This window comes from Pseudomonas sp. G(2018) (genome assembly GCF_005502415.1).
Taxonomy (GTDB): Bacteria; Pseudomonadota; Gammaproteobacteria; order Pseudomonadales; family Pseudomonadaceae; genus Aquipseudomonas.
The window spans coordinates 308,934-322,750 of record NZ_SCOO01000002.1 but is presented as its reverse complement, the minus strand read 5'-3'; the positions used below and the strand labels follow the sequence as shown (position 1 = coordinate 322,750).

Below are 13,817 nucleotides of genomic sequence, written 5' to 3'. Positions count from 1 at the left end.
AGCGGTCTGTCAGTCACCATCGGTATCGACTGACAAATCGCATTCGCGAGCAAGCCCGCTCCCACAGGGTATTACGTTCGACCCGAATATCAGTCGAACGTAATACCCTGCGCCAACGGCAATTCCAGCGAGTAGTTCACGGTATTGGTCTGACGACGCATGTACCCGCGCCACGCATCGGAACCGGACTCACGACCGCCGCCAGTCTCTTTCTCGCCACCGAACGCGCCACCGATTTCTGCACCGCTTGGTCCGATGTTGACGTTGGCGATGCCGCAGTCACTACCGACCGCCGACATGAACTGCTCGGCTTCACGCACGTCGGTGGTGAAGATGCAGGACGACAGGCCTTGCGGCACGGCGTTGTTCAAGCGCAGGGCTTCGTTGAAGTCGGTGTAACCGACCACATACAGGATCGGCGCGAAGGTTTCGTGGCAGACCACGTCGCTCTGCTCCGGCATTTCGACGATGGCCGGCGAAACGTAGTAGGCATTCGGGAATTTGTCTTCCAGCTGGCGCTTGCCGCCGAATACCCGGCCGCCTTCGCTCAGTGCCTGCTCCAGTGCGTCCTGCATGTTGTCGAAGCTTTGCTTGTCGATCAGCGGACCGACCAGGTTGCCTTCCAGCGGATGACCAATGCGCACTTTGGAATACGCAGCTTTCAGGCGGGTAACGATTTCTTCTTTGACCGATTCGTGGGCAATCAGGCGACGCAACGTGGTGCAACGCTGACCGGCAGTGCCGACGGCGCTGAACAGGATCGCGCGTACAGCCATGTCCAGATCGGCGCTTGGGCCGAGGATCATTGCGTTGTTGCCGCCCAGTTCCAGGATGCTGCGGGCAAAACGCGCGGCGATTTTCGGCGCCACTTCGCGACCCATGCGGGTGCTGCCGGTGGCGCTGACCAGCGCGACACGTGGATCATCGACCAGCGCTTCGCCGGCGTCGCGACCACCGATGATGACCTGGCTCAGGTGCGCAGGCGCATCGCTGAAGTTCTTCAGCACGCGGTCGAACAGCGCCTGGCAGGCCAGTGCGGTCAACGGGGTTTTTTCCGACGGTTTCCAGATCACCGGGTTGCCGCAGACCAGCGCCAGCGTGGCGTTCCAGGCCCAGACCGCTACCGGGAAGTTAAAGGCGCTGATAACACCGACGACGCCCAGCGGATGCCAGGTTTCACGCATGTGGTGGCCAGGACGCTCGGAAGCAATGGTCAAACCGTACAACTGGCGGGACAGGCCGACGGCGAAATCGCAGATGTCGATCATTTCCTGAACTTCACCCAGACCTTCCTGAGTGATCTTGCCGGCTTCCCAGGACACCAGCTCGCCGAGGTCGGCCTTGTATTCACGCAGGATGTCGCCCAGTTGACGCACCAGCTCGCCACGGCGCGGTGCCGGAACCTTGCGCCACAGTTCGAACGCATGATCTGCGCGACTGATGTGCTGCTCGACTTCAGCGGCACCTTCCCAGTTCACGGCGGCGATGCGACTGCCGTCGATGGGCGAATGCACCGGCACTTTGCCGTTCTGGTACAGGGCCGGGTTCACACCAAGACGATCAAGCAATGCGGCAACCATGGGTTACTCCTCAAGCAAAAAACGGTACGTGTGCAGCCGCGCGGACACGGCTGATCAGACCTGTAGTTTTAGCGCCCCGCAGGTTACTCAACAAACGACCTTTAAGAGAGATATCATTCCGTTTATTCATGCTGTGCATTGTTGGCAATAAAGAGACAAGAACAAAGGACCGCCCATGCTGAACAAACGCTACCTGCCATCGATCGCTGCCCTGCAGTGTTTCGAAGCCGTGACCCGGCATCTGAGCTTCACCCGGGCCGCCGAAGAGCTGAACCTGACCCAGAGCGCCGTCAGCAAACAGGTCGCGCAACTCGAAGAGCTGTTGCAGCATCTTTTGTTTCGCCGAGTGCGCCGACGCCTGCAAATGACCCCAGCAGGCGATTTGTACCTGGTCGAGGTACGAAAAATCCTCACGCAAGTGGAGATGTCGACCCATTACCTGCGTTCCTACGGCGGCGAAACAGAAGTCCTGCGTGTCTCAACACCGCCGACCTTCGGTGCGCGCTGGCTGGTGCCACGACTCAAAGGCTGGCGCCTGCGCCATCCGTCGATCCATCTGGATCTGTGCAGCGAGCAGGAGGCTGATGATCTGCTGCAAGGTCGCAGCGACCTGGCGTTCTACTTCGGCCAGGGTTCCCGTCCCGGCACCGAATGCCTGAAGCTGTTCAGTGAGGAGCTTGTTCCGGTATGTGCCCCCGGCAGCTTGCCCTCCGAGCCCTTCACCGACCCCACGCAACTCACCGACCTGGTCCTGCTGCAAAACGCCTCCCGCCCCCAGGCCTGGCATGACTGGTTCGACAGCCAGGGTTACCACACCGAACACAGCTACCACGGCCCGCGCTTCGAAACTTTCTACATGTGCATCCGCGCCGCGCAAGTCGGCTGTGGCGTGGCGTTATTGCCACGGTTTCTGGTGGAAGAAGAACTGGCCGAAGGCAAGCTGGTCATTCCCTGGCAGCATGCAATGCCCAGTACTGATGCCTATTACCTGGCGTACCCGGAGCATTCGGCGGAAGTGCCCAAGGTGCGGGATTTTGTGAAGTGGATGCTGGAGCAGATCGATAGCCCGGAAAAACCGCAAACTTAAGGATGCATCACAGGGATCTTTATGGCCTGAAAAATTGCTGGCAATACCCACCGCCGATATGCGCCACTAGCACCCATGATTGATACCGCGCCACGTCGTGGCACGTCTGGAGATTCCCGTAATGAGCGAGAGTGTGTTTGCCGATCGCATCGTGCAGAACCTGCTCGACACCGATTTCTACAAACTGACGATGATGCAGGCGGTGCTGCACAACTACCCGAACGTGGAAGTCGAATGGGAGTTTCGTTGCCGTAACAGTGAAGATTTGCGCCCGTATCTGGCGGAGATCCGCTTCCAGATCGAGCGCCTGGCAGAGTTGAGCCTGAGTGCCGATCAGTTGGGCTTTCTGGAGCGCATCACCTTCCTGAAGCCGGATTTCCTGCGCTTTCTCGGGCTGTTTCGCTTCAACCTGCGCTACATCCACACCGGAATCGAAAATGGTGAGTTGTTCATCCGCCTGCGTGGCCCGTGGCTGCACGTCATTCTTTTCGAAGTGCCGATACTGGCGATAGTCAGTGAAGTGCGTAACCGCTATCGCTACCGGGAAATCGTCCTGGAACAGGCCCGCGAGCAGCTCTACCGCAAGTTTGACTGGCTGGCCGCCAACGCCGGCAGCGACGAGCTGTCCGAATTGCAGGTCGCCGATTTCGGTACCCGCCGTCGCTTCTCGTACCGCGTGCAGGAAGAAGTGGTGAACGTACTCAAGCACGATTTCCCTGGACGTTTCGTCGGCACCAGCAACGTGCACCTGTCCCGGGAACTGGATATGAAGCCGCTGGGCACCATGGCCCACGAATGGATCATGGCTCACCAGCAACTCGGCCCGCGGTTGATCGACAGTCAGATCGCCGCCCTCGATTGCTGGGTGCGCGAGTACCGTGGCCTGCTGGGAATCGCCCTGACCGATTGCATCACCATGGATGCCTTCCTCGGCGATTTCGATCTGTTTTTCGCCAAGCTGTTCGACGGATTGCGCCACGACTCCGGCGATCCGGTGGTATGGGCAGAAAAAGCCATTGCCCACTATCACAAGCTTGGCATCGATCCAATGAGCAAGACGCTGACCTTCTCCGACAGCCTGACCCTGCCCAAGTCCATGGAAATATTTCGGGCACTGCGTGGTCGGATCAATGTCAGCTTCGGCATCGGCACCAACCTGACGTGCGATATTCCGGGTGTCGAACCGATGAGCATCGTGCTTAAAATGACCGCCTGCAACGGCGCGCCGGTGGCGAAGATCTCCGACGAGCCTGGCAAGACTCACTGCAAAGACCCGAATTTCGTCGCCTATTTGCGACACGTTTTCCAAGTACCTGTCCCATCAAGCCTACCTGGCAAGGAGTGAATTCATGCAAGCCGTACAGCGTGAGATTGCTGAGCAGCTCAAGGTCCAACCGCCGTTCGCCGACGAGGCCGCCCTTGAGGCAGAAGTCGCCCGGCGGATTACCTTCATCCAGGACTGCCTGGTCAATTCCGGGCTCAAGACCCTGGTGCTGGGCATCAGCGGCGGTGTCGATTCCCTGACCGCCGGCCTGCTGGCCCAGCGTGCCATGCGCGAGTTACGCGATCGCACGGGTGACGACAGTTACAAATTCATCGCCGTGCGCTTGCCGTACGAGACTCAGTTCGATGAACACGATGCCCAGGCTTCGGTGGATTTCATCAAGCCGGACGAACGTCATACCGTGAACATCGGCCCGGCGGTCAAGTCCCTGGCCAATGAAGTCGCAGCGTTCGAAGGCAAGCACGCGGTGTCGGTGGATTTCGTACTCGGCAATACCAAGGCGCGGATGCGCATGGTTGCTCAGTACACCATCGCCGGTGCCGCCCAGGGCCTGGTGATCGGTACTGACCACGCGGCGGAAGCGGTCATGGGTTTCTTCACCAAGTTCGGTGATGGCGCTTGCGACCTGGCACCGCTCAGCGGCCTGGTGAAGAATCAGGTCAGGGCAATTGCTCGCAGCTTCGGCGCACCGGAATCACTGGTGGAGAAAGTCCCGACCGCCGACCTGGAAGACCTGTCTCCCGGCAAGCCGGACGAAGCGTCCCACGGCGTGACCTATGCCGAGATCGACGCCTTCCTGCATGGGCAGCCGGTGCGCGAGGAAGCGTTCAAGATCATTTGCAACACGTACAACAAGACCCATCACAAGCGTGTGATGCCGTTTGCGCCTTGAGGCACGCGGTGTCTGGACCGACGTCTTCGCGAGCCTGCTCGCGAAGAACGATGACTCGGTCAAATTCCGAGTAAAAAAAAAGCGTCCCAAGCGGACGCTTTTTTGTGCGGATCTGATTACTTCAGGGTCACAGTACCCTTCATCATCGAGATGTGGCCCGGGAACGAGCAGAAGAAACCATATTTCTCATTGGCATCGAGCTTCGACACGTCGAAGGTCACCGAGTCGGTTTCCTTGGCGCCGATGATCTTGGTGTGAGCGATGACACGGGCATCACCTTCCTTCAGATAGCTCTTGTCGATACCGGCACTCAGGCCGTCGGTGGCGATCGGCTGCATGTCGGCTTCTTTGCTCAACACCCAGTTATGGCCCATGACGTTTTTCGGCAAGCTGCCGGAGTGGGTCAGTTCCACGGTGAATGTCTTGCAGCTCTTGTCGATTTCAATGGCCTTGGTGTTGAAGGACATTTGGTCTGTGGAGTCAACGGTGACTTTGCATTCCGCAGCCATCAATTGGCTGCTGGCCAGCGTCAACAGGGATACCGCAACAAGTTTGGCAAACATGGTGAATCTCCAAGGCAAGGTTATTGGAAATATGCGAATGAACAGAAGACTGCCTGAAAACTTCGCAAGTTCATATGACCTGAATCAAAAATTGTATACAACTTTTGGGCTATGGCACCGATCGAGACAATCTACCAGCCAAGCGTCTGGACCGGGCCTATGATCGGGCCATCATCACTGACCGGAGCGTCCGACATGTCCCTCAATAGCCTGTTGTGCAGCTTGCTCGCCGCCTACGCCTGTGGCGCCAGCGGTACTTACGAAACGCCCAAGCGGGAAGTTTAGCCCTTGGTGCGCTGCGCGCCTGCCTTTACTCTGTGGCACTGTTCGACCATGGAGTAAGGCATGTCTTTAGCATCCGTATGTGTATTTTGTGGTGCCAGCACCGGCACCAACCCGGCTTATCGTGAAGCCGCTGTGGCGCTCGGCCAGGCATTGGCCGAACGCAAGCTGACCCTGGTCTATGGCGGTGGTGCCGTGGGCCTGATGGGCATCGTGGCCGACGCCGCGCTGGCGGCCGGTGGCGAAGTGATCGGCATCATCCCGCAAAGCCTCAAGGACAAGGAAATCGGCCACAGCGGCCTGACCCGCCTGGAAGTGGTCGACGGCATGCATGCGCGCAAGGCGCGGATGGCCGAACTCAGCGACGCCTTTATCGCCCTGCCCGGCGGCCTGGGCACGCTGGAAGAACTGTTCGAAGTCTGGACCTGGGGCCAATTGGGCTACCACGGCAAACCGCTGGGGTTGCTGGAAGTGAACGGCTTCTACAGCAAACTCACCGGTTTTCTCGATCACATCGTCGGCGAAGGCTTCGTTCGCGGGGCGCACCGTGACATGCTGCAGGTGAGCGAATCGCCACAGACGCTGCTCGATGCCCTCGATAGCTGGCAACCGACCGTACTGCCCAAGTGGGTCGAACAAAAACCCGACTAACGACTCGGCACCGATACAGGGCAGAATACGCGCCGCTCAACCTCACCTTCGACCCCAGAGGATCGCCCATGGCTAAACCCAATTATTCCTTCGCCAAACGTCAGCGTGACTTGGCCAAGGAGCAGAAGAAAGAGGAAAAGCTTCAGCGCAAGAAAGCGATGGCTGAAGACGCGACACTGAACCCTGACGGTGACGTCGCGACAGAAGATGATGTTGAAGCACCGAAAGACCAGGCGCCCGACGCCTGAGACCCTCCGGGCCGGATGAACACATCAGGCCCACCGGATCTGTGTCCAGGGTTGGCAGTCTTGCTGCCGACCCTCACAGGTCAATCTGAAATACCCCATCCAGAAATCACCGAACTTCTCCTTGTGGGAGCGAGCCTGCTCGCGAAAGCGGTGTGTCATTCAGCATCGATTTCGCCTGACACTACGCCTTCGCGACGGTGCAACAGGCTCGCTCCCACAATGGTTCACTGCTGATCCAATGGCATCACGGTAACCCGAACCTCAGGGTCATGATTACCGCCCCCCAGAATCACCCCACGCAACGGCGACACATCGGAAAAATCCCGGCCCCAGGCCAGGGTGATGTGTTCCAGTGCCGGTTGCACGTTGTTGGTAGGGTCGAAATCTACCCAACCCAGCACCGGGCAGTACACCGACACCCAGGCATGGGAGGCATCGGCGCCGATCAGTCGTGGCTGACCGGGCGGCGGCTGGGTCAGCAGGTAACCGCTGACATACCGCGCGGCCAGGCCTCGGGAGCGTACGCAGGCGAGCATCAGGTGGGCGAAGTCCTGGCAGACCCCGCGCCGACGCTCCAGCACTTCCACCAGCGGCGTTGCCACTTGGGTGGCTTCGGCGTCGAAGGTGAATTCGCTGAAGATTTTCTCCATCAATGCCTGCACGCCCAGCAGCAGCGGTCGACCCGCCGGAAAGCAGCTGTCTGAAAACTCGACGAAATTGCGCTTCAAATGCACGTAGGGCGATTGAAACCGATAACGACACGCATCCAGCAATTCAGCTGAAAGCGGCTGACTGCTGTAGGTCAGCGCATTGCGGGTTTCCTCCCAGGCCGGAGACAACTTGAAATCCAGCGCAGGCCGAGGCAGCACTTCGATCGTGAGGCTGGCATTGACGAGCAGTTCATCATGAGGACGCTCGAACGCCAGCCGGGTCAGCGGGTTGCCGAATACATCGAGTTCATCACGGCGGGTCGTCGGGTCCGGGCTGATCTGCAATTGCTGCTCGGTGCAACGTTGCCAGGTGCATGGGCGCGGCCACAGATGCGCCAGTTGCTGGGCCAGGGACACCGGGCTGTCGTAGTGATAATGGGTGTCGTGGAAAATCTGGTATCGAGCACTCATCAGACGGACACCGTGCGCTGGCTGACATCATCGACATGGGCAAAATGACGCAAGGCCAGGCGATCGGATACTTGCCCGCTGGCATCGGCGATCTCTTGCAGCAGATCGGCCAAACCTTCGAGCGCCGCGCGCACGCTGGTTTCGCCGAACAGCGGGTTTTCCAGGCACCCCAGGTCAAATCGCGCCAGTCGCTCCACCAACCGCGGCAGCCCGGTTTCTCGCGGGGCACCAAAGTCATCGTTCAGGCGTTTGAGGGTACGACTCACCAGTTTCAACTGGAACAGCACGGCGTGAGGGTTCTGCTCGTCGAGCAGCAACAGGTCCAGCACCGGGATCAACTGCGCCACCGCCAGATACCGCGAACGGTAGGTGATGCTGCTGTTGCCCAACTCCAGTAACCATTCGAGACCGGCCTGATCGAACGCGCCCGCGCCCCGCAAGAACGCCGCCAGACTGCCGCTGAGAAATTGCAGGCGCTCGATCCGCCGACCGATCATCAAAAAGCGCCAGCCTTCGTCCCGGGTCATGTCGTCGAGGGCAAAACCGGACAGCGCCGCCAGAGACATCACCAGACGGTTGAGGAAATCCAGCAGCTCGCCGAAGTCCGGCTCATCGGTCTCCAGCTCCATGGCTTCACGTTGCAACTCCACCAGCGCTTGCCAGTTTTCCCGCGAAAGCTTGCCGCGTACCTGCGAAGCGGCCCACTGCAAGCGCTGCAGGTTGGAACGCAGGCTGAACGGCCAGTCATCGCCAAGTATCGCCGCCAACAGGCGCTCCGGCAGCTCGCCTTCATCGGGCAACAGCATCAGCCGTTCGCCCAGGTCGACTGCCGCCTGCAGCGCCTGTGGGTCATCGCCGTCCACATATCGCGCCAGCATGATGCGCAGCAATCGCGCACTGTCATCGCAACGCTCGCAGTACCGCCCGAACCAGAACAGGTTTTCCACCACCCTCGATGGCAGATAGGGGTCGCGTCGTACCAGATCATGCACGCCGACGTTGCGCTGGGCTTTCCATTGCTCGCCACTGGGCGGGCGATCGCCCAGCACCCAGGTGTCCTTGCTCGCGCCACCGCGCTGCATCGACACGACTTCGGCATCGGCCTCGGCGGCCACTCGGGTCAACCCGCCGGGCAACACCCGATAACCATCGTGGCTGGCCACCGCATACACGCGCATACCGATCGCCCGGGGCTGTAATTGCCCACCCTCGGCCTGCCAGATCGGTGCCTGGGACAACTGCGCCAATTCTTGCGCGACATAAGCATAAGGCCGCGCCTGCATGCGCTCGGCGAGTTCATCACGCTGCTTTTCACTCAAATCGCGACCGAAGACCGGTGTAAAGCTCTGGGACGGGAACGCCGGTTTGATCAGTAACTCCGGCAGTTTCTCCAGCGCCTGGGCCAGTACGGGGGCTTCGCCACACCACCAGGTGGCGATGGACGGCAGGATCAGTTCTTCACCGAACAGGAACTGGCTGATTTTCGGCAGGAAACCCAGCAATCCCGGCGACTCCAGCACACCGCTGCCAAGGGCGTTGGCCACCAGTACCCGCCCTTGTCGCACGGCCTCAAGCAGACCCGGTACGCCCAGTGCCGAATCGGTGCGCAGTTCCAGCGGGTCGCAGAAGTCGTCATCGAGGCGGCGCATGATCGCGTGGACGCGGCGCAGGCCACTCAGGGTTTTCAGGTAAACCGTGGCATCACGCACCGTCAGGTCGCCGCCCTCCACCAGCGGATAACCGAGTTGGCGAGCGAGGTACAAATGTTCGAAGTAGCTTTCGTTGAATCGCCCCGGCGTCAGCAGTACCACCAGTGGCACGTCTTCATCGCTGGGTGCCTGGCGGGCCAGGGTTTCCTGAAGCGTACGGAAGAAGCCGGCCAGATGCTGCACTTTCAGATCGCGGTACAACTCGGGGAAAGCCCGGGAGACGATGGTACGGTTTTCCAGCGCATAGCCGGCACCGGAAGGCGCTTGAGTGCGATCCGCCGTGACCCACCAGCGGCCATCGGGAGTGCGCGCCAGATCCACGGCATACAGATGCAGAAAGGCGCCATCAGGCGGGCTGATGCCCTGACAGGGCCAGAGAAAGTTGTTGTGGCCGAATACCAGTTCGGCCGGCAGCAAACCTTCGGCGATCAGGCGCTGCGGCCCATACAGGTCGGCGAGCACGGCATTGAGCAATCGGGCACGCTGGGCGATGCCGGCCGACAACTGTTCCCACTCGTCAGCGGCAATCACATGGGGCAGCAGGTCCAGTTCCCACGGCCGATCGGCGCCCTTGGGGTCGGCATAGACGTTATAGGTGACGCCGTTTTCCTGAATCTGCCGAGTCAGCAGTGCCTGACGCTGCACCAGTTGCGCTGGCGTGCTGCGCTGCAATTGGTCGAACAGTCGGCGCCAGTGCGGACGTACCCCGCCGCTGTCGTCGAGCAGTTCGTGATAGGTGCCCGCCGTCAGCGGGTAGCGGTCTAGCAGGTCAGGCATGGAAAGCTCGGCAGACAGCACGGAACGGTCAGACTAACGCAGGCTCATGACGCCCGGATATACGAAAAATCCGAGCGTCGCGTACGGTTTAGAAACGTCGTAAATCGAGCGTCATCGGCAGCTCGTCATTGATTTGCGGAATCGGTATCGGAAGTTTCCCGGGGGTGTGTCCGATGCGGAAGAATCGCGCCATGCGCCGGCTCTCGGCTTCATTGGCATTGATCGGTAACGTCTCGTAATTGCGCCCGCCCGGATGTGCGACGTGGTACTGACAACCACCCAGTGAACGGCCCATCCAGGTGTCGAGCAGGTCGAATACCAACGGTGCATGAACCGGGATGGCAGGTTGCAAACAGTTCGCCGGTTGCCAGGCACGAAATCTTACGCCAGCGACGAATTCGCCTACACGTCCGGTTGGCTGCAATGGCACAGGGATGCCGTTACACGTCAGCACATAACGCTGTGGCGGCAGGCCGGTGAGTTTGACCTGCAAACGCTCCAGGGATGAATCCACATAGCGCACCGTGCCGCCGACCGCGCCCTCCTCGCCCAGCACATGCCACGGCTCGAGTGCCTGCCGCAGTTCCAGTGCGATACCGCTGACGGCGTAATCGCCCACCTTGGGAAAGCGGAACTCCAGATGCGCCGCAAACCACTCGGCCCGCACCGGATAACCCGAGGCATTGAGATCGACGATAACGTCGGCGAAATCCTGCTCGATAAAGTGCGGCAACAAGAACCGATCATGCAGCTCCGTGCCCCAGCGCGCCAGTTTCGGCGGCGCGAAAGGCTCGCGCCAAAACTTCGCAACCAACGCTCGCAGCAGCAGCTGCTGAGCCAGGCTCATGCGTGCATGGGGTGGCATTTCAAAAGCGCGCAATTCCAGCAAGCCCAGGCGTCCTGTGGCACCGTCCGGCGAATACAGTTTGTCGATGCAGAACTCGGCGCGGTGGGTGTTGCCCGTGACGTCGATCAGCAAGTTACGCAGCAGTCGGTCGACCAGCCACGGCGGGCATTCCTCACCGGGTTCCGGCATCTGGGCAAAGGCGATTTCCAGTTCGTACAAGGCGTCGTTACGAGCTTCGTCGACTCGCGGCGCCTGGGATGTCGGGCCGATGAACAGCCCGGAAAACAGGTAGGACAGTGATGGATGGTTATGCCAATAACTGATCAGGCTGCGCAACAGATCCGGGCGACGCAGAAACGGCGAGTCAGCCGGTGTCGCACCACCCAGTACGAAATGGTTTCCGCCACCGGTGCCGGTGTGCCGGCCGTCGATCAGGAATTTCTCGGTAGTGAGTCGGGTCTGCCGGGCTTCTTCGTACAGAAATTCGGTGCGCTCGACCAGTTCATCCCAGGTCGCGGATGGCTGCACATTGACCTCGATTACACCGGGGTCAGGGGTGATGCGCAAATTGCTCAAACGCGGATCGCTCGGCGGTTCATAGCCTTCGAGCAGTACCGGGCAATGCAGCTCCTCGGCAGTGGCTTCGATGGCAGCGACCAGCTCCAGATAGTCCTCGACCCGCTCCAGCGGTGGCATGAACAGGTACAACCGGCCCTCCCGCACCTCGGCGCAGAACGCCGTGCGCGTCAACCAGTCAGCGGATTCGTCGATCTTCGGCGTGCGCTCCTGCGCCTCGGCCGGCTCGCCATGGCTGTTCAACCGTGCGGTGTCAGGCAGCGGCGGGAAATCCTGATTCGGGTCCTGTGGATGAATGAATGGGTACTCAGCCGCTTTCACCCAAGGCTGCGAGCCGAGCGGCAGCCGATAGCCCAGTGGCGAATCTCCCGGTACCAGCCGGCAATGTTCGTCGCGCAAATACCAGCGCCCGCTTTGCCACTGATCGCCCTTGGCGGTACGCGCCAGCGGCAGCACCTGCCCGATGACCTTGTCCAGGCCCTGGCTGAAGACTTTGCGCAGCCGCGCACGCTCCAGCGGTTCTTCAAGACGTGAGTCTTCGGCGCTGACGTTCTGCGGCAACGTGCCTTCGCGCCAGAGGTAGTAGAAATTGTCTTCATAGGCCGGAAATACAAAGCGTGTCGGAATTTTCAGGCGTTCAGCCACACTCGCCAGAAACCGCCCGGCCAATTCGCCATTGGCGCCATAGTCATGCTGTTCATCGGCAATCAGCGCGCTGTTATGCCAGATCGGCACACCGTCGCGACGCCAATAGCAATTGAGCGACCAGCGCGGCAGCTGCTCGCCGGGATACCACTTGCCTTGACCGAAATGCACCAGCCCTTGAGGCGCATAGCGTTTACGCATGCGCTGGAAGAGTTCGGCGGACAGCCGACGCTTGTTCGGGCCCAGTGCGGCGGTATTCCATTCGGCGCCGTCAGGGTCATCAATGGAAACGAAGGTTGGCTCACCGCCCATGGTCAGGCGCACGTCGCCTTCGAGCAGGTCGGCATCGATCTGCCGGCCCAGGGCCTGTATCGCCAGCCACTGCTCTTCGGTGTAGGGCTTTGTAACCCTTGGCGCCTCCCAGATCCGCTCGACCGACATTTCATAGCTGAATTCACACTCGCAAGGTTCCACCAGGCCACTGATCGGTGCCGCGGAGGACGGATCGGGACTACAGGCCAACGGGATATGCCCTTCACCCGCAAACAGACCCGAGGTTGCATCCAGGCCGATCCAGCCCGCACCGGGCAAGTAGACCTCGCACCAGGCATGCAGATCGGTAAAGTCCACCTCAGTGCCGGAAGGACCGTCGAGGCTTTTCACGTCGGCGGTCAACTGAATCAGGTAACCCGAGACGAAGCGCGCTGCCAGCCCAAGGTTTCGCAGCAGTTGCACCAGCAGCCACGCCGAATCGCGGCACGAACCTGAAGCCTGTTCCAGGGTGTGCTCAGGCGTTTGCACACCCGGCTCCATGCGAATCAGGTAGTCGACGTCTTCGCTCAGGCGCTGGTTGAGTGCGACGAGGAAATCCACGGCAGGCAGCGGCGTGCGGTCGATGCCCTCCAGATAGGCCTGGAACTTCGGTGTCAGGGGCAAGGTTTCCAGGTACGGTGCCAATTCCTTGCGTTCGTCCGCGGCATAGGTGAACGGGATTTTTTCTGCGTAGGGTTCGAGGAAGAAGTCGAAAGGATTGAAAATTGCCATTTCCGCCAGCAGATCGACCTCGATGCGCAGCTCATCGGTTTTTTCCGGGAACACCAACCGCGCCAGGTAATTACCCTGCGGGTCTTGTTGCCAGTTGATGAAATGCTGCTCGGGCGAAACCTTCAGCGCGTAGGACAGTATCCGCGTGCGACTGTGGGCCGCCGGACGCAGGCGAACAATCTGCGGACCAAGCTCGACGGCGCGGTCGTAGCGGTAATGCGTGACATGGTGCAATGCGACATGAATCGACACGGCGTGCCTCCTGCGAGCCTTGAGCGTATTCGAAAGCGCGCAAGACTTATGCCATCCAGCAGCGCTGGCGCTTTCTCCGGTTACTGGAGGCAGTACAGCACCAAAATCGGGCGATGCGAGAAAATGGTTTGGCGTAGGTGCACGTAAATGTGGCGATCGACCAGAAATTGGTTGCCAGCTCCGGCCTCTTCGCGGGCTTGCCCGCGATGAGGCCAGTGGCTCCAGCACAAATGGTTAAACCCTGAAATGCAAAACGCC

Annotated in this window: 10 protein-coding genes; 5 read left to right on the top strand and 5 right to left on the bottom strand. The window is 60.2% G+C overall.

Annotated elements, in window-relative coordinates; genetic code table 11:
- Positions 1-89: 89 nt before the first annotated feature.
- Positions 90-1,580, bottom strand: coding sequence for an aldehyde dehydrogenase family protein (locus FFS64_RS03485; protein WP_137804238.1), 1,491 nt, complete (start codon positions 1,578-1,580; stop codon positions 90-92).
- A 175-nt stretch (positions 1,581-1,755) separates the two neighbouring features.
- Here FFS64_RS03485 and FFS64_RS03480 point away from each other — a divergent pair, with 175 nt between their 5' ends.
- The 3 genes from FFS64_RS03480 to nadE all read left to right on the top strand — a co-directional run bounded on the left by FFS64_RS03480 (position 1,756) and on the right by nadE (position 4,844).
- Positions 1,756-2,667 carry a LysR family transcriptional regulator gene (locus FFS64_RS03480; RefSeq protein WP_137804237.1) on the top strand — a complete coding sequence of 304 codons (912 nt, stop codon included), beginning with the start codon at positions 1,756-1,758 and terminating at the stop codon, positions 2,665-2,667.
- 121 nt (positions 2,668-2,788) lie between these two features.
- A complete protein-coding gene (pncB, locus tag FFS64_RS03475; RefSeq protein ID WP_137804236.1) occupies positions 2,789-4,012 on the top strand; it encodes a nicotinate phosphoribosyltransferase in 1,224 nt (407 codons plus the stop codon).
- 4 nt (positions 4,013-4,016) lie between these two features.
- The gene (gene nadE / locus FFS64_RS03470) at positions 4,017-4,844 is read left to right on the top strand and encodes an ammonia-dependent NAD(+) synthetase (RefSeq protein WP_137804235.1); all 828 of its coding nucleotides are present in this window, start codon (positions 4,017-4,019) and stop codon (positions 4,842-4,844) included.
- Between the two features lie 116 nt (positions 4,845-4,960).
- Here the strand turns inward: nadE and azu are convergent, their stop codons facing one another.
- The gene (gene azu / locus FFS64_RS03465; protein ID WP_095192113.1) at positions 4,961-5,407 is read right to left on the bottom strand and encodes an azurin; all 447 of its coding nucleotides are present in this window, start codon (positions 5,405-5,407) and stop codon (positions 4,961-4,963) included.
- A gap of 345 nt (positions 5,408-5,752) precedes the next feature.
- On the opposite strand from azu, the gene FFS64_RS03460 reads away from it, so the two are divergent.
- Positions 5,753-6,340, top strand: coding sequence for a TIGR00730 family Rossman fold protein (locus FFS64_RS03460; RefSeq protein ID WP_137804234.1), 588 nt, complete (start codon positions 5,753-5,755; stop codon positions 6,338-6,340).
- A gap of 68 nt (positions 6,341-6,408) precedes the next feature.
- On the top strand, positions 6,409-6,588 hold the full coding sequence (locus FFS64_RS03455; protein ID WP_095192115.1) for a hypothetical protein: 180 nt from the start codon (positions 6,409-6,411) through the stop codon (positions 6,586-6,588).
- A gap of 224 nt (positions 6,589-6,812) precedes the next feature.
- On the opposite strand, the gene FFS64_RS03450 is transcribed toward FFS64_RS03455, so the two are convergent.
- From FFS64_RS03450 to FFS64_RS03440, 3 genes are all read right to left on the bottom strand, one after another.
- Entirely contained in the window at positions 6,813-7,709 is an 897-nt protein-coding gene (locus tag FFS64_RS03450) for a transglutaminase family protein (protein WP_137804233.1), read from the bottom strand.
- Positions 7,709-10,195, bottom strand: coding sequence for a circularly permuted type 2 ATP-grasp protein (locus FFS64_RS03445; RefSeq protein WP_137804232.1), 2,487 nt, complete (start codon positions 10,193-10,195; stop codon positions 7,709-7,711). The genes FFS64_RS03450 and FFS64_RS03445 overlap by 1 nt, the downstream gene beginning before the upstream one ends.
- An 88-nt stretch (positions 10,196-10,283) precedes the next feature.
- The gene (locus tag FFS64_RS03440) at positions 10,284-13,559 is read right to left on the bottom strand and encodes a DUF2126 domain-containing protein (protein WP_137804231.1); all 3,276 of its coding nucleotides are present in this window, start codon (positions 13,557-13,559) and stop codon (positions 10,284-10,286) included.
- Positions 13,560-13,817: the final 258 nt, after the last annotated feature.